Below are 23203 nucleotides of genomic sequence, written 5' to 3'. Positions count from 1 at the left end.
GAGCCAGGTCAGGTGCCCGGGTCAGCGGCGCGCGGGGCGGTACGCCGGTGCACGGCTGCGCTCCACAGCAGGATGAGCACCCCGAGCACCGCGAGGCCGCCGCCGACCAGCGAGGTCGAGCGGTAGCCGTAGCCCCACGCGATTGCCAGCCCGCCCAGCCAGGCGCCGAGGGCGTTGGCGATGTTGAGGGCGGCGTGATTCATGGCCGCGCCGAGGGTGACCGCGTCGCCGGCCACGTCCATCAGGCGGATCTGCATGTTGACCGCGACGACCGAGCCGATCGCGGTGGTCGCGAAGACCGCCGGCAGCAGCAGCCAGCCGTGCGGGGCGACCACCCAGACGACGCCCATGATGACGGCCGACAGCGCGCTGAACAGCAGCAGCGACTTGAACACCGACCAGCGCGCCAGCTCCCCGGCCAGGATCGTGCCCACGACCATGCCGAGGCCGAGCGCGAGCACGAACACCGGGACGGTGCCCTCGGAGAGTCCGGCCACGTCGGGGACGATCTTGCCGATATAGGAGTAGACGGCGAACAGGCCGCCGAAGCCGATTGCGCCGGCGACCATCGTCAGCCAGACCTGGGCGTTGGTGAAGAAGCCGCGCGCCTCGGACCGTCCGGTGCTCTCGGCCGCGGGGCTGGTCGGGACCACGGCCATCACCAGGGCGACGGTGGCGAGCGCGAGCGCGGCGGCGACGGCGTACGTGACGCGCCAGCCGACGTGCTGCCCCAGCCAGGTGGCCGCCGGCACGCCGAGGACGTTGGCGACCGAGAGGCCGAGCATCACCATCGCCACGGCCCGACCGCGCCGCTCCGGTGAGACGAGGCTGGCGGCGACGAGGGACGCGACGCCGAAGTAGGCGCCGTGCGGTAGCCCGTCGAGGAACCGCGCCAGCATCAGCACCTCGTAGTCGGGTGCGGCGGCCGAGAGCAGGTTGAAGGCCGCGTACACGCCCATGAACGTCAGCAGCAGGCCCTTGCGCGGCAGGTGCGCGACGAAGAGCGACAGGATCGGGACGCCGACCACGACGCCCAGGGCGTACGCCGAGATGACGTGCCCGGCCTGCGGGACCGAGATGTCGAGACCGTCGGCGATCTGGGGCAGCACGCCCATGGTCATGAACTCGGTCGTGCCGATCGCGAAGCCACCGACGGCCAGGGCCAGGATCGCGACGCTGACGCGAGCGCTGCTGAGCGGGGTGGCGGTCGCGCTGGCCGCCGGGGCGGCTGTCGACTCGCTGGTGGCAGGGCTCGATACGGGGCTCGTCATCCGTCGCTTTCGTCGATCCGAGGTGTGCCCCGACGCAACCGGCCCGCGATCCGCGGTATTCCCCGACAGCCGTCGGCAGGGACCGGCATGCGTCACCCGCGCGCCGGGCAACGGCCTGCCATGGGGAGAGCGCGGGCGTACGCAGCGGGCGGCCTGCTGCTGGCGTACGCCGGCCTGGCGGTCGGGTTCGCGCGAGAGCCGGGACGGCGTGAGCAGGCCGTCTTCACCCGCGCGAACGGCGGCGGACGCCGGCCGTGGCTGCGCGTCCCGCAGCAGTGGGGCACGCCGTGGACCCTCCCCGCCGTCGCGGCGGTCGCGACCGCGCGGGGACGGCCCGTCGACGCGGCGGTGGCACTCGCCTGCCTGCCCGTCGAGAAGGGGCTGGAGGTCGCGACGAAGAAGCTCCGCCCTCGGCCACGGCCGCTCTACGTGCTGCCGACCCACCTGCGCGACGACGCCCCGCTGGAGGGTGGTGCGATGCCGTCGGGCCACGCGGCGCTTGCCGCCTGCGGCACGACCCTGCTCCTGCCGGCCGTGCCGCCATGGGCACGAGCAGCGCTGGCGGCGCTGACCGGCCTGTCGGCGTACGTCCGCGTCCACCAGGGCGCCCACCATCCGACGGACGCGGTGGCCGGGCTCGTGCTCGGTGTCGGTGTGGCGCTCGGCGTGTCCGAGGCGGCGGCCCGCCTGGCGGCACGCTGACGCGAACTGCTGGGGCTCAGTGACTCAGACCACTGACGCACCCTGCCGATGGTGCCGTACGTGAAGAGGCTCCTGAGCAATGTCGCCATCGGACGTCGGCTGGCGATCGCCTTCGGCATCGTCTGCCTGTTGCTGGTCGCCGTGGCCGCCGCCGGCGCCTACGGCATGAGCGTGCAACAGCAGTTGCGCACCGACACCGAGCAGCTGCAGGCACTGCGAGACGACGTGCAGGAGCTGCGCTACCTCGACGCCGACATCAGTGGCTGGCAGGGCTACATCTACGCCGATGCGATGGTGAACGACCCGGCCGCGGCCATCGCACCGGACGCCTACAACATCGTCGGGCTGACGGCCTCGAAGGACGCCGTCTACGCCTTGTTGCACGACATCGACACCGAGGCGTTCAGCACGACCGAACGCGCCGAGTTCGACTCGATGGACGAGCTCTGGGACGACTACTTCGCGATCAACGACGACATGCTCGCCGCGATCGGGGAGGGTTCGGACACCAGCATGGCGCGGGCCTGGCACCTGCTCCAGAACGACCTCGACAGCGCGTGGTCGAACCTGCTCGAGAGCACCGAGAAGATCGCGGCGTCCGTCGACGCGCGTGGACAGGAGCTCGCCGAGCGCTCCGACGAGGTCGCCGGCCTCGCGCGCACCGCCGTGGTGGGCGCGGCGCTCCTCGCGCTGCTGGCCGCGGTCATCCTCGGCGTCGTCGTCACCCGCTCCATCGTGCTGCCGCTGCGTCGGTGCGTGACGGCGCTGACGCAGGTCGCCGAGGGCGACCTCACGGCCTCGCCCCAGCTCGACCAGCGCGACGAGGTCGGCCGGCTGGCGGCGGCGTTCGACACCACCATGGCCTCGCTGCGCACGATCGTCTCGACCCTCGCGGACTCCGCACGGACGATGGCGAGCACCGCCGACGACATCGAGCGTACGTCGGTGCGCATCTCGAGCTCCGCGGCGGAGGCATCGGCGCGCGCCCGGGGCGTGAGCTCCACGGCGAGCCAGGTCTCCGAGAACGTGCAGACCCTGGCCGCGGCCTCGGAGGAGATGGGCGCCTCCATCGGAGAGATCTCCCGCAGCGCCCAGCACGCCGTCAGCGTCGCCCAGGAGGCCGTGGCGGAGGCGGACACCACGCGGCGCACCATCGACCAGCTGGATGTCTCCAGCCAGGAGATCGGCAACGTCGTGAAGCTCATCAGCTCGATCGCCGAGCAGACCAACCTGCTCGCGCTCAACGCCACCATCGAGGCGGCCCGCGCCGGCGAGATGGGCAAGGGCTTCGCGGTCGTGGCCAACGAGGTCAAGGACCTGGCTCAGGAGACCGCCAAGGCCACCGACGACATCTCCTCCCGGGTGGGCGCCATCCAGGCCGACGCCAGTGGTGCCGTCGCCGCGATCGACCGCATCGGCGGGGTGGTGGCCCGCATCAGCGAGTCGCAGCACACCATCGCCGCGGCGGTCGAGGAGCAGTCGGTGACCACCAAGGAGATGAACCGCAGCGTGTCCGACGCCGCCGGCGGGACCGGTGAGATCGCCGCCGCGACTGACACACTGGCCGGGGCCTCCGAGGCGACGACCGACGGCGTCCAGCAGATCAGCACCGCGGTCGGCGAGCTCTCCCGCATGTCGCTCCGGCTCCAGGAGCTCGTCGCCACCTTCCGGTACTGACGGCGCCACGCCCGGGACGGCGCGGTCGGCCCCCGTGGCCGGGGCAAGGCCGCGCGCTCACCCGGCGAGGTGGGACCAGTCCGCGGCGAGCTCGTGCCAGGGACCGGTCGCGGCGACCTCGCCGTCGGCGAGCACGACCACGCGGTCGGCCAGACCCAGCGCGGCGCGCTTCGAGGTGGCGCCGATCACCGTGGCGCCGCGGGCGCGCAGCGCCGCCCACAGCTCGAGCTCGGTGGCGGCGTCGAGCGCGCTGGACACGTCGTCGGCCAGCAGCAGCTCGGCGTCCGTGGCGAGCGCGCGGGCCAGCGCGAGCCGCTGCACCTGACCGCCGGAGAGCCGCACGCCGCGGTGTCCGACCAGGGCGTCCTTGCCGCCGGCCTCCGCGATGTCGGGCTCGAGCCGCGCGTCGGCCACCGGCCCGTCGAAGGCGCGCTGGTGGCCGAGGCGCACGTTGTCGGAGAAGGTGCCGGACAGCACGCGCGGCACCTGCGCGACGTGGGCCACCTGGGCCGGCCGCAGGAAGACCTGCGGGTCGGTGACGGGGGCGTCGTTCCACCGGATCGTGCCGGTGTGGTCGATGAGCCCCGCCAGCGCCGACAGCAGGCTGGACTTGCCCGCCCCGACCTGGCCGAGCAGGAGCACGAGCTCGCCCGCCGCGACGGTGAGGTCGACGCCCGTGACGCCGATGGTGCCGTCCTCGTGCACGGCGGCGAAGCCGGACAGCTCCAGCCGGCGCAGCGGCACCCGCTCCACGGGCGCGGGCCGGGGAGCGGCACCGGAGACCAGGTCGACCCCGGGCGGCAGGTCCATCAGGTCGGCGCCACCGGCGAACCGGCTGGTCTCCTTCTGCCAGGCACGGGTGCCGGGCGCCTCGGTGACGACCATGCCGGCGACCCGGCCGAACCAGTCGAAGCCCGAGACCGCGTTGGCGACCAGCAGCGCGGTGGCCAACGACCAGCCTCCGCCGACGTAGATCCCCCACGCCGCCACGACGCCACACTGGACCATCACCGTGGGGACGCCGTCGAGGAAGGCCTGCACCCGGTGCTCCCTGATCGCCGCGGCCACCCGCCCGCCGTCGACCTTCTTCAGGTGCGCCTGGACCTGCGGGGTGGCCGCCGCGAGCTTGACGGTGCGGGCCGACTCCAGGGCCGAGACCAGCGCCCGCCCGAACCGGGCCCGAGCCGCCGAGGAGGCGGCCGCCGAGCGACCCGCGATCGGACGGCCGATGCTGGAGGCCACCGCCGAGGTCACCATCACGACGAGCAGCACGGCCCCGGCGAGCCAGGTGCCACCGAGCAGGGCCGTCACCGACGCGATCAGCAGGCCGTTGACGAAGTCGACCCAGCGGTCGGCGTACCGGGCGTAGCGGTCGGCGTCCATCGACCGCGCCACCACCTCGCCAGCAGGGGTGCGGACCAGGCGGCGCTGCGTGGTCTGGCCGTGCAGGACCGCCATCCGCGCGCGCAGCATGACCTCGATCCACCAGCGCGGGTAGCGCCAGAACGCATCGGCGAGCACCACCGGGGCGGCCAGCAGGCTGGCGACCAGCGCCACGAGCAGCCAGCGCGGCGTACCGCCGTCCTGGAGCGACTCGACGACGTGACCCCAGACCAGGCCGGTCACGGCGCCCTGCGCGCCGCTCAGCGACGCGATCAGGAACATCGCGGCGCCCAGGATCCCCCACTCGGGCCGGACGAACAGCGCATGCGCGATGCCGCGGGCCAGGGACGGGCCGCTGCCGATCTCCGGCGGGGCCGGGGGCGAGCCGGACCGCCGCCGGCCGCCGACGCCAGCGATGTCGTCGGACCGGTCGGGGACCGCCGCCGGCGCCGGCGGCCCCGGCGGCACGGGGTCCTCACGCGTGTCGCGGCTGGCCCGCAGCAGGTCGCGGAACGGGCCGGGGTCGGCCGCGAGGTCAGCACGGCGGCCCTGCTGGACCACCCTGCCGTGGTCGAGGACCGCCACGAGCGGGGCCCGCTCGACGGTGGAGAGGCGGTGCGCGATGAGCACGCCGGTGCGCCCGGTGAGCAGCCGGTCGGAGGCTGCGACGACGCGGCGCTCGGTCAGTGGGTCCATGCGCGCCGTGGCCTCGTCGAGGATGACGACCCGGACGTCGCGCACCAGCAGCCGCGCGAACGCGACCAGCTGCTCCTCGCCGGCCGACAGCGACGTGCCGCCCGGCCCGAGCAGGGTGTCGAGGCCGTCGGGCAGGCCGGCGACCCAGCCGGCGAGTCCGAGCTCGGCGACCGCCGCCTCGATCGCCGCGCGGGGCAGGTCGTCGTCGAAGAGCGCGATGTTCTCCGCCAGCGTGCCGGCGAGAATCTCGGTGCGCTGCGTGACGACGCCGACCGCCGCCCGCAGCCGCTGCAGGTCGACGTCGCGGACGTCGGCGCCCGCGACGAACACCGTCCCCCGGGGCGGCTCCACCGCCCGGGAGATCAGCGAGGCCAGCGTCGACTTCCCCGACCCGGTGCGGCCGACCAGCGCGATCGTCTGGCCGGCGGGCACGGTGAGGTCGATGCCCTGGAGTGCGAACGGTCCCTCGGCGTACGCGAAGTCGAGGCCACGGATCTCGATGCCGAGCGCGGATCCGGTCGGCAGCGGCAGGCCGCCCTCGGGCTCCGGCTCGACGGCGAGCATCTGCCGCAGCCGGATGACGGCGCCCAGCCCCGCCTGCAGGTCCGGAAGGTGGTTGGCGAGCATCGCGATCTGGCCGACGAAGGTCGAGGTGACCAGGAACAGCGTCACCAGTCGCGCGACCGAGAGGTCCCCGTCGACCGCGAGCGCGACGCCGGCGACGCCGATGCCGGCCAGCAGTCCGTGCAGGAGTACGCCGGCCCGGCGGGCCAGCCTGCTCTCGATGTCGACCACCGCGCGGAAGGTCGTGTGCACCCCCGCCGAGAGCGCGGCGACCCGGGCCAGGACGTGCGCCTGCCCCAGGCTGGTGCGCAGGTCGTCGCGGCCGGCGATGCCCTCCTCGAGCGCTGCGGCGTGGTCGGTCCAGGCCATCTCCTCGACGACCTTGCGGGTCGAGATCTCGCGCAGCAGCCGGCGGATCGCGAGCCAGGTCACGCCGCCCAGCAGCGGGAACAGCAGGAACGCCGGCCACCAGGTCAGGCCCGCGACGACCCACATCGGCAGCGTGCCGAACAGCGAGCGGAACATCATCCACAGCTGCCAGCGCATCAGGTTGCCGACCTCGTGGGAGTCGTCGTCGACCCGGTCGAGGATCTCGCCGACGGCCTGCTCGTTGAGCGCGCCGAGCGGCTGCCGCAGCGCGGCGTGCAGGACGTCCTCGCGCAGCCGGCCCTCGACACGGTCCGAGATGCCGACCCAGGCCACCTTGCCGGCCGTGTCAATGACGGCGGCACCGACGACGCACAGCGCGAGCAGCGCGACCAGGCGGCTGCCGGGGTCCTCGGCGAGCCGTCCGGCGATGACGGTGCCGAGGGTGGCGATGACCGCCGCGACCGCCGCGGCGGTGAGCGCGGCGACCGTCAGCGGGCCGCGCAGCCGGCGCCAGTCGACCTGACGCGAGGGGTCGGCCGGCGGCGTGGAGGAAGGGGTCGAGACCGGCGGGGGCCCGAGCGTGATCGTGTCGGCCATCGACACGACGTTACGTCGGACCACCGACATCTCGCCCCTGGTTTTCCCCGCCGCGGAATCCCCGGTTAACCGGCGAAACTTGAACTTCGGGGGCGTTGCAACGCCCCCGAAGTCGCGGAATCCCCGGTTAACCGGGGATTCCGCGACGCACGTCGACGGTCCGAGGGCGCTGCTCAGTCAGCAGCGGGATCGATCAGAGCGAGGCGAGCGCCTGGTTGAAGGCCTGCGAGGGACGCATGACCGCGGCGGTCTTCTCGGCGTCGGGTCGGTAGTAGCCACCGATCTCGGCCGGCTGACCCTGCACCGCGAGAAGCTCCTCGACGATCGTCGCCTCGTCGGCCGCCAGCGACTCCGCGAGCGGCCCGAAGGCGGCGGCGAGGTCGGCGTCCTCGGTCTGGGCGGCCAGCTCCTGGGCCCAGTAGAGCGCCAGGTAGAAGTGCGAGCCCCGGTTGTCGATGGTGCCGAGCTTGCGCCCCGGGGAGCGGTCCTCGTTGAGGAACGTCCCGGTCGCGCGGTCCAGCGCGTCGGCGAGGATCCGGGCCCGCGGGTTGCCGGCCTGCTCGGCGTACTTCTCCAGCGACGGCACCAGGGCGAAGAACTCACCCAGGCTGTCCCAGCGCAGGTAGTTCTCCTCCACCAGCTGCTGCACGTGCTTGGGCGCCGAGCCGCCGGCGCCGGTCTCGAAGAGGCCGCCGCCCGCGATCAGCGGGACGACCGAGAGCATCTTCGCCGAGGTGCCGAGCTCCAGGATCGGGAAGAGGTCGGTGTTGTAGTCGCGCAGCACGTTGCCGGTCACCGAGATGGTGTCCTCGCCGCGGCGCATCCGCTCCAGGGAGTACGCCGTCGCGAGCTCGGGGCTGAGCACCTTGATCTCCAGCCCCTCGGTGTCGTGCTCGGTCAGGTAGGTGGCGACCTTCTTGATGAGCTCGGCGTCGTGGGCGCGGGACTCGTCGAGCCAGAACACCGCGGGCGTCTGCGAGGCGCGCGCCCGGGTGACGGCCAGCTTGACCCAGTCGCGGACCGGCACGTCCTTGGTCTGGCAGGCCCGCCAGATGTCGCCCGCCTCGACGTCGTGCTCGAGCAGGACGTCGCCCGCGGAGTTGAGGACGCGGACGGTCCCGGCGGCCGGGATCTCGAAGGTCTTGTCGTGCGAGCCGTACTCCTCGGCCGCCTGGGCCATCAGGCCGACGTTCGGGACGCTGCCGATCGTGGCCGGGTCGAGCGGGCCGTGCTCCTTCACGTCGTCGATGACGGTCTGGTAGACGCCGGCGTAGGAGGAGTCCGGGATGACCGCGAGCGTGTCGGCCTCGCCGCCGTCGGCGCCCCACAGCTTGCCGCCGTTGCGGACCAGCGCCGGCATCGAGGCGTCGACGATGACGTCCGACGGCACGTGCAGGTTGGTGATGCCCTTGTCGGAGTTCACGTAGGACAGCCGCGCACCCTCGGCGAGGGCGGCGTCGAAGGCCGCCTTGATCTCCGCGCCGTTCGGCAGGGCGTCCAGGCCGGACAGGATCGCGCCCAGGCCGTCGTTGGCCGAGAGGCCGGCCTCGGCCAGCTGCTCGCCGTACTGGGCGAACACGTCGGCGAAGAAGGCCTTCACGACGTGGCCGAAGATGATCGGGTCCGACACCTTCATCATCGTGGCCTTCAGGTGCACCGAGAACAGCACGTCGTCGGCCTTCGCCCGGGCGATCGCGTTGCGCAGGAACGCCTGCAGGTGCGCGACCTCCATCTTGGTGGCGTCGACGATCTCGCCCTCGAGGACCTTGATCCCCTCCTTGAGGGTGATCTGCTGACCGCCGGAGGTCTCGAGCACGATGGAGAGGGTGTCGTCGGCCGGCAGCGTCACCGACTTCTCGTTGGAGCGGAAGTCGTGCGCGCCCATCGTGGCGACGTTGGTCTTCGAGCCGGCGGCGAACGGCTTGTTGGTGTGCGGGTGCGCCTTGGCGTAGTTCTTCACCGAGGCGGGCGCGCGACGGTCGGAGTTGCCCTCCCGCAGCACCGGGTTGACGGCGGAGCCCTTGACCTTGTCGAACTTGGCCCGGATCTCCTTCTCCTCCGCGGTCTGCGGGTCGTCGGGGTAGTCCGGGACGGCGAAGCCCTGCGCCTGCAGCTCCTTGATGGCCGCCTTCAGCTGCGGGATCGAGGCCGAGATGTTGGGCAGCTTGATGATGTTGGCCTCGGGCGTCTTGGCCAGCTCGCCGAGCTCGGAGAGCGCGTCGTCGGCCAGACCGAACTGCGCGAGGATGCGCGCGGCCACCGAGATGTCACGGGTCTCCACCTCGACGCCCGCCTTGCCGGCGTACGCCTGGACGATCGGCAGGAAGGAGTACGTCGCCAGCAGCGGCGCCTCGTCCGTGTGGGTGTAGATGATCCGGGCGTTTCCAGCCATGCGGCGTCACTCCTGGGTGTCGACTGCTTCGGGTCGGGAGAAAGTTCCTTGACGTCAAGATACCTGACCGTCGCTCCCCCGCCACCTTGGCATCCTCCGCGGCTGGGACCAAAGGACTAGGGTGCTGCCCATGGCAGAGACTCCCTCCTCGGTCCAGAAGATCGCTGCCGAGGCCCTCGGCACCTTCGTCCTCGTCGCCCTGGGCTGTGGCGCGGCCGTGACCACCGGCGCCGACGTCGTCGCCACCGGCCTGGCCTTCGGCATCGCCGTCCTGACCATGACCTACGTCGTCGGACGAATCACCGGCGGCCACTTCAACCCCGCCGTCACGGTCGGCGCCGCCCTCGGCGGCCGGCTCCCGTGGCGGCAGGTGCCGTGGTACGTCGGCGCGCAGGTCGTCGGCGCGGTGCTCGGCGCGCTGGTGCTGTTCGTCCTCCTCCAGGGCTTCCCCGGCTACGAGGCCGGCACCGCGATGGGCCAGAACGGCTTCGGCGACCAGAACGCCAACGACTACGCCTGGTGGGCGGCCTTCCTGGCGGAGGCGGTGCTCACCGCACTGTTCGTCTACGTCGTCCTCGGCGTCACCGACGAGCGCCACGAGCACCCCGCGCTCGCGCCGGCGGCGATCGGCCTGACGCTGACGGCAATCTACTTCGTCGCGATCCCGATGACCGGCGGCTCGGTCAACCCCGCACGCTCCCTCGGCCCCGCCCTCTTCGCCGGCTGGGACGCCATCGCGCAGCTGTGGCTGTTCATCCTCGCGCCGCTGGCAGGAGCCGCCGTCGCCGGCATCACCTACCCGCTGCTCTTCGGCCGTGCCGGCGAGCCCGTCCCCGGATCGGGCCTGGCGCGGCGCCGGTCCACCACCGCCGCGGCGCCTGCGTACGGCGCGTCCGACGCGTTCCAGCAGCAGTGGAACCAGGACGCGACCGGCGTCGTCCCCGCCGTGGGCGACGCCGAGGCCGGCACCACCACCGTCCGCGACGACACGGCCACCGGCGCGGGCTACTACCCCGCCGCCGAGCCGGCCGGCACCCCGCCGCGGATCGTGCAGGACGGCTGGGAGTGGGACTACGCCGCCCAGCAGTGGAAGCCGGTCCAGGACACGCCGGAGCAGCGCGGTTGAGCCACCCCGACGCAGGGATCGGCCGATGACCGCGACCCGCTCGGCGCGCGAGCGGAAGGCGGCTGTCGAGGCCGGCCCGCTGGCGAGGGTCCGGATCGACCTCGGCGCCGACCGGCAGTTCGTCTACAAGGTCGCGTGCACCACGTGCCTGACCAAGGGTGACCGGCCGTGGTCGACGTACCGCCCCGGAGAGGACAACGGCTACCTGGCGGCCATGGACCGCTGGATCCTCCACCTGACCGAGCGGCACCCGGGGGCGGAGGCCCCCTGTCTGGCCTACCTCACCGCAGCCCAGCAGCGCCTGCAGGAGCGGCGGGAGCAGCGGGAGCGCGCGGCCGGGGGCGACCAGACCAGCGACCAGCCCGGCGACTAGTCCAGTCGCTGCAGCCCCTCGCTGCCACTGCGGCTGACGAGCCCGGCGCCGCGCCGGTAGGTCTCGCGGGCCTCGTACGCCGCGTCGAGCGGCGAGGTGACCTCCAGGACCACCTGCTCGGGCGCCCGGGGCTCCTCTGGCGCGATCTCGACGACGCGCGCGACCCGCTCCTCGACACCGGGAGCCAGCGCACGGCGGAACCCGTCGCCGACCCGCGGCGTCGCCGGCATCGCCAGGCCGGCGCGGGCGCCGGCGGTCCCGGCGCGCCACGACAGCGCCGGGACCGGATCGTCGTGGCCGAGCCACCAGACGTTGCCGTCGGTGTCCTGGGCGAAGTAGTCGGTGGCGACCGTCGCACCGACGGCGGTGCGGACCGCCGTCGCGGGGACGCCGGCAACCTCTACGGGGTCGGCCAGCACGGTCACGGCCCCCTCGGCCACCGGCAGTCCCGGACGGGTGACCCGCACCGGACGGACGCCGCCCGCGGGCAGCGGCAGCCACGGGTTGTCGACGCCGGCGACGAAGTCGGCGGGGTTCGGACTGGGTGTGGGGATCGTCAGCTGGTCCACCCCGGTGGGCGGGTACTCCTGGGCGAAGGTCCCGCAGCCGGCCGCCAGGAGCAGCACGAGCGGGAGCAGCACCGCTCCGGCCATCCGTCGTACCCGCACGGCGCCAGCATCGCAGGTCGCGAGAGGCTGTGAGCCGCGTCACGGCGCTGCTAGCGTGGCCGCCGTGACTACTCCCCTGAAGGTGGCCGTCACCGGCGCCGCCGGCCAGATCGGCTACAGCCTCCTGTTCCGCATCGCCTCCGGCGCCCTCGGCGGCGAGCGCGAGATCGAGCTCCGGCTCCTCGAGATCACCCCGGCGCTCCGGGCGCTGGAGGGGGTCGTCATGGAGCTCGACGACTGCGCGTTCCAGCACCTGGCGAAGGTCGAGATCGGCGACGACCCGAAGAAGGTGTTCGACGGCGTCGAGCTGGCCCTGCTCGTCGGCGCCCGCCCTCGCACCGCGGGCATGGAGCGCAAGGACCTGCTCGAGGCCAACGGCGCGATCTTCACCGCACAGGGCCGAGCGCTCAACGACGTGGCGGCCGACAACGTCCGGGTGCAGGTGACCGGCAACCCCGCCAACACCAACGCCCTCATCACGGCGGCCAACGCGCCCGACATCCCGCGGGAGCGGTTCTCGGCGCTGACCCGGCTCGACCACAACCGCGCCATCGCCCAGCTCTCGCGCAAGACGGGGGTGCCGGCACACGACATCACCCGCATGACGATCTGGGGCAACCACTCCGCCACGCAGTACCCCGACCTCTCGCACGCCCTCGTGGACGGCCGCCCGGCCCTGGACCTGGTGGACCGGGCCTGGGTGGAGAACGACTTCATCCCCACCGTCGCCAAGCGCGGCACGGCCATCATCGAGGCCCGCGGACTGTCCTCGGCCGCCTCGGCGGCCTCGGCGACGATCGACGCCGCCCGCAACTGGCTCTTCGGTACGCCGGCCGACGACTGGGGGTCGATGGCGGTGGTCTCCGACGGCTCCTACGGCGTGCCGGAGGGGCTGGTCTCCTCGTTCCCGGTGACGACCGGCGGCGGCAGCTGGCACATCGTCCCCAACCTGGCGATCGACGACTTCTCCCGCCAGCACATCGACGCCTCGGTCGCCGAGCTGCAGGAGGAGGCGGACGCGGTCAAGGCGCTCGGACTGGTGTGAGGCGTTGATACATGGCGTATCATCCCTAGCGGATACACGCTGTATCAACGCCAGGAGACGAGCCCCCATGCCCGCAGCCACCCGTCCTCGCACCTCCCGCGAGGAGTACCGCCGCAACCTCGCCACGCTCTCGGAGGCGTCCGTGCACCAGCACTTCGACGCGTTCGAGGACATCGACTGGGACAACCCCGACTTCGTCGTACGCCGCGACGACGAGCGCTGGATCCTCGGCCCGGAGGACAACCTCGGCGCCCACCCGTGGTACCGCTCCCTGCCGAAGCAGCGCCAGATCGAGATCGGCATCTACCGCTGGGCGCTGCTCACCAAGGTCGGGCTGACGTTCGAGCAGCTGCTCATCGCCGGCATCATGTTCGGCAACGCGGACCTGCGCAACCGCAACCCGGAGTTCCGGTACGCCATGCACGAGGCGACCGAGGAGTGCCACCACATCCAGATGTTCCAGGAGCTCGTCAACCGGACCGGCCTGGACGTGAAGGGCGGACCGGCCTGGTTCCGCCGCTGGTCGCCGCTCATCGCCAGCGCAGCGAAGTGGGCGCCCGTCGGCTTCTGGATGGGTGTGCTGGCCGGCGAGGAGCCGATCGACCACCTGCAGAAGCGGCTGCTGCGCAGCAACGGCGACCTGCACCCCCTGCTGGAGCGGATCATGTCGATCCACGTCGCCGAGGAGGCCCGCCACATCGGGTTCGCCCACCACTACCTCACCCAGTACGTCCCCTACCTCGGCGCGGTCTCGCGCAGCCTCCTGGGCGTGGCGACGCCGCTGGTGATGCGGCTGCTGGGCGACGTGATCATGAAGCCGAGCCGCGAGGACCTCGCCGCCATGGGCATCCCGGACCAGGTCGCGCGCGAGATCTGGTGGGACTCCGAGGAGTCGCGCAAGTTCCTGCGCGACCTGTACGGCGACGTGCGGATGCTCTTCGACGACCTCGGGCTGCGCGGTCCGGTCGCCCGGTTCGCGTGGCGGCGGATGGGCATCGACGGGCGACCCTCGCGGTTCCGGGGCGCGGTCGCCTCGGCGCGCTCCTGAGCGGCCGACCGGTGAGCGGCACGACGGCGGCCCGGGGCGGCGGCGAGCAGGACCGGCGCGACCAGGTGGTGCTCGCCGCGGTCGCCGCCGTCGAGGAGCTCGGCCCGGGCGTGGGGCTCGGCGAGGTCGCCGCCCGCAGCGGGATCCAGCGGCCCAACCTGTACCGCCTCTTCACGAGCAAGGAGCAGCTCGACGCCGAGGTGGCCCGGTACGCCGGCGCCCAGCTCAACGCCGCGGTCCGACCGCACCTGTCCGAGCGCGGCACGATGGCACAGCTCGTCGCCGGCGTCATCGGTGCCGGCGTCGCGTGGGCCGACGAGCATCCGCAGCTCTACCGGCTGCTGGCCACCCAGCACCACCGCTCGAGCGGCGTGCGCATCGGCTGGGACCGGCTGCTGGGTGAGTTCGTCGGCGCGATCCAGTCCTACCTGGCCGCCGGCGGCATGCGCGCCGAGGTGCCGAGTGGCGTGCTCGCCTCGCTGATGGGGCTGGTCGACGCCGGCATCGTGTGGTGGCTCGACCACCGCGACGAGACCCAGGCGGCCGTCGCCGTGCGCCTCTCCCGGCACGTGACCCGCATCCTCGGCGACGTCGCCGAGGAGCTCGGCCTCGACATCCCCGCCGACCTGGTGCTCAGCCCGCGACCCGAGGTGGGCGCCGGGCTCTAGACCTGCTCGGGGATCGTGCTGGCGAGGAACCACAACGCCACCGCGACCGCGGCGAGCAGCCCGCTGTCGAGCAGCCGGTGGCGTACGGCGAGCATGCCGGCGTCCTTGGCCGGGAGGACCAGTCGCAGCCCGGCCGCTGCGAGCAGCGCGCCCGCCACGACATGGACACCGCCGCGCCAGTGCCCGGTGGTGACGACCCCGAGGCCGACGAGGGTCGCCGCGAGCACCAGCAGGTAGCAGACACCGCCGATGGTGGACGGGTAGCGGCGTACGTCGTCCTCGGGCGCCTGCACCCCCGCGGCGACCAGCTCGGCGGCGACCTCCTCCGGGGTGGGGACGCGCTCGTCCCGGGGCTCCTCCCCCGCGGCGGGTCGTTCGGTGGGCTCGGGCACGACGCTCAACCTAGTGGGTCCTCAACGACCGACCGACTGCTCCGCCGCCTGCACCACGTTGGTCAGCAGCATCGCGCGGGTCATCGGCCCGACCCCACCGGGGTTCGGGGAGACCCAGCCGGCGACGTCCCAGACGTCCTCGGCGAGGTCACCGGCCAGCTTGCCGTCGACCCGGGAGACGCCGACGTCGAGCAGGGCGGCGCCCGGCTTGACCATGTCCGCGGTGATGATGCCGGGCACACCCGCCGCAGCCACGACGATGTCGGCGGCGCGGGTGTGGGCGGCGAGGTCGCGGGTGCCGGTGTGGCACAGGGTCACGGTGGCGTTCTCGGAGCGACGGGTCAGCAGCAGCCCGAGGGGGCGGCCGACCGTCACGCCGCGGCCCACGACGACCACCTCGGCGCCGCGCAGCTCCACGCCGTGGCGGCGCAGCAGCTCCACGATCCCGAAGGGCGTGCACGGGAGCGGCGCCTCCTTGCCGAGCACCAGCCAGCCCAGGTTGGTCGGGTGCAGGCCGTCGGCGTCCTTGGCCGGGTCGATCAGGCCGAGCACCCGGTTCTCGTCGATCCCCGCGGGCAGCGGCAGCTGGACGATGTAGCCGGTGCAGGCGGGGTCGTCGTTGAGGGCCCGGACGGCGTCCTCGATCTCGTCCTGCGTGGCCGTGGCGGGCAGGTCGATCCGGATCGACTCGATGCCGACCTCGGCGCAGTCCTTGTGCTTGCCGTTGACGTACCACCGCGAACCGGGGTCGTCGCCCACCAGGATCGTGCCGAGACCCGGCTTCACGCCCTGCTCGTGCAGCGCTGCGACGCGGAGCTTCAGCTCGTCCTTGATGGCCTTCGCCGTCGCGGTGCCGTCGAGCTTGTGTGCGGTCATCGTTGCTCCCTGTTGTCCTTGAACTACTGTCCCTCGCGCCTATGTCCCCACGCCTGTGTCTCTTGGCGTGGATGGGTCTCGACACGCGCGTCGCGACTTCGTTCCTCAGTCGCGGCGCTTGCTCGACCTTCCCACCTACGAGCCGGAGCAAGCTCCGTCTCTAGTGGGAAAAGTGCCGGGTGCCGGTGAAGTACATCGTGACGCCGGCCGCCTCGCAGGCCGCGATCGTGAGCTCGTCGCGGACCGAGCCGCCGGGCTGGACGATCGCCTTGACGCCGGCGTCGATGAGGATCTGGGGGCCGTCCTCGAACGGGAAGAACGCGTCGGAGGCGGCGACCGCGCCCTCGGATCGGCGCAGCGCGCGCTCACCTTCGACCGCGAGCGTGTTGGCCCGCTCGACCGCCAGCCGGCAGGAGTCGACCCGGTTGACCTGGCCCATCCCGATGCCGACGGCGCCGCCGTCCTTGGCCAGCAGGATCGCGTTGGACTTCGCGGCCCGCACGGCACGCCACGCGAAGGCCAGGTCGGCCAGGGTCGCCTCGTCGGCGGCCTCACCGGTGGCGAGGGTCCAGTTGGCCGGGTCGTCCCCGGGGGCCTGGAACCGGTCGACCTGCTGCATCAGCAGGCCTCCCGAGATCGGCCGGATCTCCGCGCCGCCGGACGTCAGCGGCGGGGCGACGAGGATGCGGATGTTCTTCTTCCGCGCCAGCACGTCCACGGCGCCGTCCTCGTAGGCGGGCGCGACGATGACCTCGGTGAAGACCTCCGCCACCTGCTCGGCCATCGCCACGGACACCGGGACGTTGGTGGCGATCACGCCGCCGAAGGCCGACACCGGGTCGCACTCGTGGGCGCGGCGGTGCGCCTCCGCGACGCCCCCCTCGACCGACCCCACGGCGATGCCGCACGGGTTGGCGTGCTTGATGATCGCGACCGTGGGCTGGTCGCCGTGGTCGTACGCCGCGCGGCGGGCCGCGTCGCTGTCGACGTAGTTGTTGTACGACATCTCCTTGCCGTGCAGCTGCTCGGCGGTCGCGAGACCGGCCGGGCCGAAGCCGGAGGTGTAGAGCGCCGCCGGCTGGTGCGGGTTCTCGCCGTACCGCAGCACCGCGGCCTTGTCCCAGGTCGCGCCGACCCAGGCCGGGAAGCCGGTGCTCCGACCGTCGACCACCGAGGTGTCCGTGAGCACGTTGCCCATCCAGGACGCGACCTGGACGTCGTAGGTGGCGGTGTGGACGAACGCCTTGGCGGCCAGCGCCTTGCGCGCCTCGTAGGTGAAGCCGCCGGCCCGGACGGCGTCGAGGACCGACGGGTAGTCGGCGCCGTCGGTGACGATCGCGACGCTCGGGTGGTTCTTGGCCGCGGCGCGGACCATCGACGGGCCGCCGATGTCGATCTTCTCGATGCAGTCCTCGATGCTCGCGCCGGAGGCCACCGTCGCGGCGAACGGGTAGAGGTTCACCACGACCAGGTCGAACGGCTCGACGCCGAGGTCGGCCAGCTGCGCCACGTGGTCGTCGAGGCGGCGGTCGGCGAGGATCCCGGCGTGCACCCGCGGGTGCAGCGTCTTGACCCGACCGTCGAGGCACTCGGGGAAGCCGGTCAGGTCCTCGACCTTCGTGACCGGCAGGTCGAGCGACTCGATGAGCGCCGCCGAGCCGCCGGTGGAGACCAATTCGACGCCCGCCTCGTGCAGACCGCGGACGAGGTCCTCGAGCCCGGTCTTGTCGAAGACGGACACCAGGGCCCGCTTGATCGCGATCTTGTCCTGCTGGCCAGCCATGTGCGGCTCACTTCCTCATCGGTGGGTCGTTCTTCGACGAGGGGCACCCAGGCGGTCGATGCCGGCTCACACACTCCCTGGTGGTCACCCACCCGCGCCAGTCGTGTGCACCCATCATGCCGTGAACTCAGCGGCCGATGCGAACCCGGCGCCCCTCCACCGCGAAGCCCTCGCGCACCATGCGGCCGACCGTGTCGACGAGCATCGCCCGCTCCGCGACCTTGATCCGCTCGTGCAGCGTCTCGACGGTGTCGTCGTCCTCGACCGGCACCGCCGTCTGGGCGACGATCGCGCCGGTGTCGACGCCCTCGTCGACGACGAACAGCGTGCAGCCGGAGACCTTGACGCCGTACTCCAGCGCGTCGGCCGGTCCGCGGGTGCCGGGGAACGCCGGCGACAGCGCCGGGTGGGTGTTGATCGTGCGGCCGCCGAAGCGGGCGAGGAACGAGGGGCCGAGCAGCTTCATGAAGCCGGCCGACACGACGAGGTCGGGCGCGTGGCCGGCGGTGGTCTCCATGAGGGCGGCGTCCCACTCCTCCCGGCTGGCGAAGTCCTTGACCGGCAGGACGTACGTCGCGATCCCGGCCCGTTCGGCGCGGGCCAGGCCCTCGATGCCGGGCCGGTCGGCGCCGACGGCCACCACCTCGGCGCCGTACGCCGGGTCGGCGCACGCGTCGAGCAGCGCCTGCAGGTTGGTGCCGGATCCGGAGACCAGCACGACGAGGCGGGCGGGAGCTGCGGAGAGCTCTCGGGAGGATCCTGCGGAGGGTTCGGCCACGGCGGGGAGTCTAGGAGGTCGCTGCGTCACCGGCGTCAGCGTCGGCGTCGGCGAGGAAGCGGCGGCGCTGCCACCACGTCATCGCCAGCCCGGCGACCAGGCCGCCGACGCCGAAACCGACCACCGCGCGCAGCGTGGCCTCGCCGACGAGCGGGCCGACGTCGGCCATCCGCCCCGGTCCGACGGCACCGCCGGCCAGCGCCGCGAGGACGCCGTAGGCCAGCCCCGCCGTCACACCGCCCGCCAGACCACGCACGGCGCCGTCCTCCCACCGCGGGGTCGGGAAGCGGCGCTGCACCCGTGCCACGCCGAGTGCGGCCGACAGCGGCGCCAGCACCATCAGCCAGGGCGCCCATCCCGGCGTCGCCCCCGAGCCGGGCAGCGCGGCGAGCAGCGGGAACATCGGCAGCGGCCCGATCACGACGGCCGACGGGCTGACCAGGGTGCCGGCGCCGACGGTGAAGCCGGGGCCGAGCAGGTAGGAGCCGGCGAAGAGGGTCGCGTTGGGCAGCACGCTGGCGGTGAGCAGCGAGTAGAGCGTGCTCGCGCCGGCGTCGGTGTGCAGCTGGGACAGGATGTTCGCCGCCGTGCTGGCGTCCACCACGAGGCTCACCACCAGCACCGCGGCACTCACCGCGAGCCAGGCCAGCAGCACCGCACGACAGGCCGCGGCGCCCGCGCGCAGCGTCGCCGGGACGCCGGTCAGCCAGATCGCGGCGCGGCCGGAGCCGACGGCGATGCCCGCGCCCCCGACGCCGGCCGACAGCAGCGTCGCCCACAGGCCCACCCGGCCGACGTCGAGGCCGGTCGCCGCGGTGCCGGCCACCGAGGCGACCACGATCGCGCTGACGGCGTACCCGATGGCGAACAGCAGCGCCGCGAGCGGCACGGTGAGGTCGCGCTCGCCGTCGGCGATCCGGTCGGCGTCCGGCCCGTGGCCCGAGATCGAGTCGCCGACCTTGTGGCCGACCCGCCACAGCGCCCAGGCGCAGACGAGGGTCAGGCCGAGGGGCACGACGGTCACGGGCACGCCGCGCACGTGCAGCCCGGAGCCGTGCGCCATCAGCCAACCGGTCGCTCCGGCACGCAGGGCGTCCCGGGGCGCGCCGTACGCGCCGGAATCGGTCAGGAACCACCCGACCACCCCGATCGCCAGGCACACGACCAGCGTGGCCAGCGCCGCCCAGGCCCCCCCGAGCGTCGCCACGAGCGCGAGCGGGCGGCGGTGCCGCAGCTCGGCCTGGAGCTCGGCGGCGGACCGGGTCGGGGAGGTGAGCAGCGAGGACATCGCCCCCATCATCACCGCGCCGCCGGGTCGACGCGGACAAGGCACGCCGCGGGACCGACGGGTAACCTGTCCGATGCTCATGAGGAACAGGCCGGATCCAGACCACTTCGAGGCGTTCTACAAGGACGTCCGTGGTCGCCTCCTCCTCCAGACCTGGGCCCTGACCGGCGACCTGCCGGCCGCGCAGAAGGCCGTGCGCGACGCGCTCGTCATCGGCTGGCACCACTGGCGCAAGATCAGCCGGCTGGCCGACCCCGAGAGCTACGTGCGCCCGCTGGCCTGGTCGCGGGCGCAGCGCCGGCACTCCACCCGGCCCTTCCACCGCGAGAAGGGCATCGCCGACGACGTCCGCGCCACCCTGGCCTCGCTCGGGAAGCTGCCGCTGCTGCAGCGCAAGGTGCTGCTGCTCGCGCACCTCACCACGCTGCCGCTCGACCAGCTCGCCCGTGAGGTGGGCATCACCCAGGCCCGCGCCGAGCGGGAGCTGCAGACCGCGACGGCGGCGTTCTCGCTGCACCGTGGCGTGCCGACCACCAGCATCCTGGCGCTGTTCGAGCCACTGGCCGCCGAGCTCACCGACGTGCGCTGGCCGCGGCCCTCCATCCTCACCCGAGCCGGTGGAGCCCGGCGGCGCGCCCACACGGCGGTCGGCGCTCTCGCCGCCGTCGCCGCGCTGCTCGGCTCCGGCGTCGCGGTCAGCGACACCGACGGCGTCCGCCCACGGCTCCAGAGCATGCACCTGCTCACCCCGGAGACCACCGGCCCGCCGCCGGCCTACCCGCTCACCTCCGAGCGACTGCTCGCCGACGCCCAGGTCGCCGAGGCGTTGCCCGGGTCCTGGACCACCGACCTCACCTCCGACAACACCGGCGACGGGATGGTGATGCCGTGCCAGCAGCGGTTCGCCGACCGGAGCCGGCAGGCCTCCCTGCTGCGGACCTTCACCACGGACCCGACCGGCAGCGACCCGGACGGCCGGACCGCCGCGCAGGCCACCGAGATCGCCGTGACCCCCGAGGCCGCGCACCACGCCTACGCCGCCACGCTGAAGTGGTACGCCGGCTGCCGCGACGCCCGGGTCCAGCTGGTCTCCACCCGCATCGTCGGCGGGGTCGGCGACGAGGCGGCCGCGCTCGTGCTGCGGGACTGGGACGAGCCGGTGCGCGCGATCGTCGTGGGCGTGGCCCGCACCGGGCTCGCGACCACCACCGTGGCGAGCACCGTGCCGGCCTCGCTGCCGCGGCCGGTCCCGCGCACCACCCGACTGCTGGCCCAGGCCGTCGGCAAGCTGTGCGAGCTCCCCGGAGGCGGTGCCTGCGCCGGCACCCCGGTCACCGAGGAGATCCCTCCGTTCCCCGTCGGGGCGCACCCCGGACTGCTGACCGAGCTGGACCTGCCGCCGGTGCCGGGGGTGCCGCACCCGTGGGAGGGCACCACGCCGACGCCGGCCACCACGAACGTCGCCGCCACCCGCTGCGACAGCTCCGTCTTCCACCGCAAGGGCGTCACCGGCGACCTGACGCGCACCTTCGTGATCCCCGAGGCGAGCGGGCTGCCGCCGCAGTTCGGGCTCACCCAGACCGTCGGCTCCTTCGGCACCCCCAAGGCGGCGCAGCGCTTCGTGGCGACGGTCCGCGACCGGCTCGCCACCTGCCCGCAACGCGACCTGGGCACCGACGTCCAGGCGGTCGCCACGCCGACGGGCCGGCTCGACGCGACGGTGTGGCGGGTCACCGTCGAGCTCACCGAGACCCGGTCGGTGGTCTTCCTCATGGCGATCATCCGGGCCGGCGACAACGTCGCGCAGCTCGGCTTCGTGCCGTCGGACTCCGCGACGATCGCCGAGGCCGACTTCGTGGCGCTCACGCACCGCGCCGCCGAGCGCCTCGCCCAGGCTGGCTGACCAGCGGCGGGCGACGAAGGAGCCCGACGCGACGGTCAGCCAGGTCGAGCAAGCGCACGGCCGAGCTTGCGAGGCCGTGACCGCGCGTCGAGACCCATCTGGACCAGGAAACATTCCGGGCAACCGATGCAACCGGGCTACCACCCCGGGCGTATTCCTGCTGAGATTCACCATCCCAGCGACAAGGAACGATCCATGGAACCCGACGAGTTCGACGAGTTCTACACCGCGTCGTACGCCCGCGTGACAGCGCAGGTCTACGCCATGGTGGGGAACCGCGACGAGGCCGAGGAGTGCGTGCAGGAGGCGTACGTCCGGGCCTGGGCGCACCGCCGGCAGCTCTCCACGGCCGAGCATCCCGAGGCCTGGGTCCGCACCACGGCCTACCGCCTCGCGGTCTCCCGCTGGCGGCGCGTGACGCGTGGCCGCCGACCGGCCGACCGGGCCCTCTCCGCGCCGGTCAGCGCGCCGGCGCCGTCCGAGGCGCACGTCGCGCTCGTCGCGGCGCTCAAGCAGCTGCCCGACGCCCAGCGCCGCACGATCGTCCTGCACCACCTGGCCGATCTCTCCGTGGCCGACGTCGCCCGCGAGACGGGCGTCCCCGAGGGGACCGTCAAGGCCCGTCTCAGCCGTGGGCGCGCCGCGCTCGCCGCCCTGCTCTCCGACCCCGCCATCGCTCCGGAGGCCAACCATGCCTGACCAGCTCTTCGAAGGGTTCACCGACCACATGTCCGCGCCGACCCCGCTCCCCCCGTCGGAGGTTCGTCGTCGCGGCGACCGCCGCCGGCGCCGCACCCAGGTCGCGGTGGGCGTCGCTGGCGTCGCCGCCGCGGCGGCCGTCATCACGCCGGTCCTCGCCCTCTCGGGCGGCTCGGACCCCGCCCGCAACGCGCCGATCGCGACCGAGGGCCCTAGCACGCCTGCCCGGGTCGTCACGACCATCGCCGACGACTTCCCGCTCGACGCGGGGATGGGCGGCGAGTCCGGTGTGCCGGCGAAGGTGTACCCGTACCAGCCCGACCTCGGCGACGGCCTGCTCTCGCTGCACATCTGCACCGGTCCGGCCGGCGACAACCTGGCCTGGGACGCGTCGCAGGCCAGCGACGCCCTGGTGGCGACCTGGTCCAACCCCGCCGAGAACTCCGGTGGCGAGGCCCGCACGCTGGCCACCTACCCGGATGAGGCGACGGCCAGCAGCCTGGTGTCCGAGATCTCCGCGACGGTGGCGGCCTGCACGAAGCCGGGGCTCGGCCAGATCGGCCCCTACCCGGTCGCGGCTCCCGCCCCCGACCTGGGTGACGAGGCGGTCGCCTACGTCGACACCTATCTCGACGAGGACTCCGGCTACCCGACCGGCGAGGGCACGCTCTACGTCGTCGTGCGGGAGGGCAACGCGCTCGTGCTGCTGCAGAGCTACTTCGGCGGTGCCGGCGACCCGGCGGTCGTGCAGGAGATGGTCGACCTGAAGCAGCGCCAGCTCGCCGACACGGTCGACGCGATGGCGTCCACGTACGGCGGCTGACCCGCCGCCCGGCGTACCACCGCCGTCACCGCCGTCACAACGTCAGACGCCCTGGCTGCCGAAGCAGCCAGGGCGTCTGACG

19 protein-coding genes and 1 riboswitch are annotated in these 23203 nt (G+C 73.3%); of the genes, 10 read left to right on the top strand and 9 right to left on the bottom strand.

Features of this window, described 5'->3' with window-relative positions:
- Nucleotides 1-8 precede the first annotated feature (8 nt).
- Nucleotides 9-1271: an MFS transporter gene (locus VGE38_RS15615; RefSeq protein WP_331143479.1), complete on the bottom strand. Its 1263-nt coding sequence runs from the start codon at nt 1269-1271 to the stop codon at nt 9-11.
- Nucleotides 1272-1391: 120 nt separating this feature from the next.
- On the opposite strand from VGE38_RS15615, the gene VGE38_RS15610 reads away from it, so the two are divergent.
- On the top strand, nt 1392-1973 hold the full coding sequence (locus VGE38_RS15610; protein ID WP_331143478.1) for a phosphatase PAP2 family protein: 582 nt from the start codon (nt 1392-1394) through the stop codon (nt 1971-1973).
- Between the two features lie 60 nt (nt 1974-2033).
- Nucleotides 2034-3650: a methyl-accepting chemotaxis protein gene (locus VGE38_RS15605; protein ID WP_331143477.1), complete on the top strand. Its 1617-nt coding sequence runs from the start codon at nt 2034-2036 to the stop codon at nt 3648-3650.
- 57 nt (nt 3651-3707) lie between these two features.
- Here the strand turns inward: VGE38_RS15605 and VGE38_RS15600 are convergent, their stop codons facing one another.
- Complete coding sequence (locus tag VGE38_RS15600) at nt 3708-7259, bottom strand: ATP-binding cassette domain-containing protein (protein WP_331143476.1); 3552 nt, start codon at nt 7257-7259, stop codon at nt 3708-3710.
- Nucleotides 7260-7452: 193 nt separating this feature from the next.
- Nucleotides 7453-9651, bottom strand: a complete 2199-nt coding sequence (locus VGE38_RS15595) for an NADP-dependent isocitrate dehydrogenase (protein WP_331143475.1) — start codon at nt 9649-9651, stop codon at nt 7453-7455.
- A 130-nt stretch (nt 9652-9781) separates the two neighbouring features.
- On the opposite strand from VGE38_RS15595, the gene VGE38_RS15590 reads away from it, so the two are divergent.
- Entirely contained in the window at nt 9782-10777 is a 996-nt protein-coding gene (locus VGE38_RS15590; RefSeq protein ID WP_331143474.1) for an aquaporin, read from the top strand.
- Nucleotides 10778-10802: 25 nt separating this feature from the next.
- Nucleotides 10803-11150 carry a hypothetical protein gene (locus VGE38_RS15585; RefSeq protein ID WP_331143473.1) on the top strand — a complete coding sequence of 116 codons (348 nt, stop codon included), beginning with the start codon at nt 10803-10805 and terminating at the stop codon, nt 11148-11150.
- Here the strand turns inward: VGE38_RS15585 and VGE38_RS15580 are convergent.
- Nucleotides 11147-11803: a hypothetical protein gene (locus VGE38_RS15580; protein WP_331143472.1), complete on the bottom strand. Its 657-nt coding sequence runs from the start codon at nt 11801-11803 to the stop codon at nt 11147-11149. The two genes, VGE38_RS15585 and VGE38_RS15580, sit on opposite strands and share 4 nt — an antisense overlap.
- A gap of 79 nt (nt 11804-11882) precedes the next feature.
- On the opposite strand from VGE38_RS15580, the gene VGE38_RS15575 reads away from it, so the two are divergent.
- The 3 genes from VGE38_RS15575 (at nt 11883) to VGE38_RS15565 (ending at nt 14579) form a co-directional block, all read left to right on the top strand.
- Nucleotides 11883-12863 carry a malate dehydrogenase gene (locus VGE38_RS15575; RefSeq protein WP_331143471.1) on the top strand — a complete coding sequence of 327 codons (981 nt, stop codon included), beginning with the start codon at nt 11883-11885 and terminating at the stop codon, nt 12861-12863.
- 67 nt (nt 12864-12930) lie between these two features.
- Nucleotides 12931-13911 carry an AurF N-oxygenase family protein gene (locus tag VGE38_RS15570; RefSeq protein ID WP_331143470.1) on the top strand — a complete coding sequence of 327 codons (981 nt, stop codon included), beginning with the start codon at nt 12931-12933 and terminating at the stop codon, nt 13909-13911.
- 11 nt (nt 13912-13922) lie between these two features.
- Nucleotides 13923-14579 carry a TetR/AcrR family transcriptional regulator gene (locus VGE38_RS15565; RefSeq protein ID WP_331143469.1) on the top strand — a complete coding sequence of 219 codons (657 nt, stop codon included), beginning with the start codon at nt 13923-13925 and terminating at the stop codon, nt 14577-14579.
- Here the strand turns inward: VGE38_RS15565 and VGE38_RS15560 are convergent.
- The 5 genes from VGE38_RS15560 to VGE38_RS15540 form a co-directional block, all read right to left on the bottom strand.
- Nucleotides 14576-14971 carry a DUF3017 domain-containing protein gene (locus VGE38_RS15560; protein WP_331143468.1) on the bottom strand — a complete coding sequence of 132 codons (396 nt, stop codon included), beginning with the start codon at nt 14969-14971 and terminating at the stop codon, nt 14576-14578. The genes VGE38_RS15565 and VGE38_RS15560 overlap by 4 nt on opposite strands.
- Before the next feature lie 21 nt (nt 14972-14992).
- A complete protein-coding gene (locus VGE38_RS15555) occupies nt 14993-15847 on the bottom strand; it encodes a bifunctional methylenetetrahydrofolate dehydrogenase/methenyltetrahydrofolate cyclohydrolase (RefSeq protein WP_331143467.1) in 855 nt (284 codons plus the stop codon).
- 160 nt (nt 15848-16007) lie between these two features.
- Complete coding sequence (gene purH / locus VGE38_RS15550; RefSeq protein ID WP_331143466.1) at nt 16008-17630, bottom strand: bifunctional phosphoribosylaminoimidazolecarboxamide formyltransferase/IMP cyclohydrolase; 1623 nt, start codon at nt 17628-17630, stop codon at nt 16008-16010.
- A 38-nt stretch (nt 17631-17668) separates the two neighbouring features.
- Nucleotides 17669-17745, bottom strand: a riboswitch (ZMP/ZTP riboswitch).
- Between the two features lie 12 nt (nt 17746-17757).
- Nucleotides 17758-18408, bottom strand: a complete 651-nt coding sequence (purN, locus tag VGE38_RS15545) for a phosphoribosylglycinamide formyltransferase (protein ID WP_331143465.1) — start codon at nt 18406-18408, stop codon at nt 17758-17760.
- A gap of 10 nt (nt 18409-18418) precedes the next feature.
- Nucleotides 18419-19696 carry a cell division protein PerM gene (locus VGE38_RS15540; RefSeq protein ID WP_331143464.1) on the bottom strand — a complete coding sequence of 426 codons (1278 nt, stop codon included), beginning with the start codon at nt 19694-19696 and terminating at the stop codon, nt 18419-18421.
- 79 nt (nt 19697-19775) lie between these two features.
- Between VGE38_RS15540 and VGE38_RS15535 the strand changes: the two genes are divergently transcribed.
- The 3 genes from VGE38_RS15535 to VGE38_RS15525 all read left to right on the top strand — a co-directional run bounded on the left by VGE38_RS15535 (nt 19776) and on the right by VGE38_RS15525 (nt 23121).
- Nucleotides 19776-21599 (top strand): hypothetical protein, encoded by a 1824-nt coding sequence (locus tag VGE38_RS15535; protein WP_331143463.1) that lies wholly within the window; start codon nt 19776-19778, stop codon nt 21597-21599.
- 195 nt (nt 21600-21794) lie between these two features.
- The gene (locus VGE38_RS15530) at nt 21795-22298 is read left to right on the top strand and encodes a SigE family RNA polymerase sigma factor (protein WP_331143462.1); all 504 of its coding nucleotides are present in this window, start codon (nt 21795-21797) and stop codon (nt 22296-22298) included.
- On the top strand, nt 22291-23121 hold the full coding sequence (locus VGE38_RS15525; protein WP_331143461.1) for a hypothetical protein: 831 nt from the start codon (nt 22291-22293) through the stop codon (nt 23119-23121). The genes VGE38_RS15530 and VGE38_RS15525 overlap by 8 nt, the downstream gene beginning before the upstream one ends.
- Nucleotides 23122-23203: the final 82 nt, after the last annotated feature.

This window comes from Nocardioides sp. (assembly GCF_036405735.1).
Taxonomy (GTDB): Bacteria; Actinomycetota; Actinomycetes; order Propionibacteriales; family Nocardioidaceae; genus Nocardioides.
This window is presented reverse-complemented; position numbering and strand designations above follow the sequence as displayed.

Coding starts and splice junctions, on each gene's coding strand:
- VGE38_RS15555 (WP_331143467.1), bottom strand. CDS start 15,847: ATGACCGCACACAAGCTCGACGGCACCGCGACGGCGAAGGCCATCAAG.
- VGE38_RS15590 (WP_331143474.1), top strand. CDS start 9,782: ATGGCAGAGACTCCCTCCTCGGTCCAGAAGATCGCTGCCGAGGCCCTC.
- VGE38_RS15615 (WP_331143479.1), bottom strand. CDS start 1,271: ATGACGAGCCCCGTATCGAGCCCTGCCACCAGCGAGTCGACAGCCGCC.
- VGE38_RS15540 (WP_331143464.1), bottom strand. CDS start 19,696: ATGTCCTCGCTGCTCACCTCCCCGACCCGGTCCGCCGCCGAGCTCCAG.
- VGE38_RS15610 (WP_331143478.1), top strand. CDS start 1,392: ATGGGGAGAGCGCGGGCGTACGCAGCGGGCGGCCTGCTGCTGGCGTAC.
- VGE38_RS15580 (WP_331143472.1), bottom strand. CDS start 11,803: ATGGCCGGAGCGGTGCTGCTCCCGCTCGTGCTGCTCCTGGCGGCCGGC.
- VGE38_RS15570 (WP_331143470.1), top strand. CDS start 12,931: ATGCCCGCAGCCACCCGTCCTCGCACCTCCCGCGAGGAGTACCGCCGC.
- purH (WP_331143466.1), bottom strand. CDS start 17,630: ATGGCTGGCCAGCAGGACAAGATCGCGATCAAGCGGGCCCTGGTGTCC.
- VGE38_RS15585 (WP_331143473.1), top strand. CDS start 10,803: ATGACCGCGACCCGCTCGGCGCGCGAGCGGAAGGCGGCTGTCGAGGCC.
- VGE38_RS15525 (WP_331143461.1), top strand. CDS start 22,291: ATGCCTGACCAGCTCTTCGAAGGGTTCACCGACCACATGTCCGCGCCG.
- VGE38_RS15595 (WP_331143475.1), bottom strand. CDS start 9,651: ATGGCTGGAAACGCCCGGATCATCTACACCCACACGGACGAGGCGCCG.
- VGE38_RS15600 (WP_331143476.1), bottom strand. CDS start 7,259: ATGGCCGACACGATCACGCTCGGGCCCCCGCCGGTCTCGACCCCTTCC.
- VGE38_RS15530 (WP_331143462.1), top strand. CDS start 21,795: ATGGAACCCGACGAGTTCGACGAGTTCTACACCGCGTCGTACGCCCGC.
- VGE38_RS15535 (WP_331143463.1), top strand. CDS start 19,776: ATGAGGAACAGGCCGGATCCAGACCACTTCGAGGCGTTCTACAAGGAC.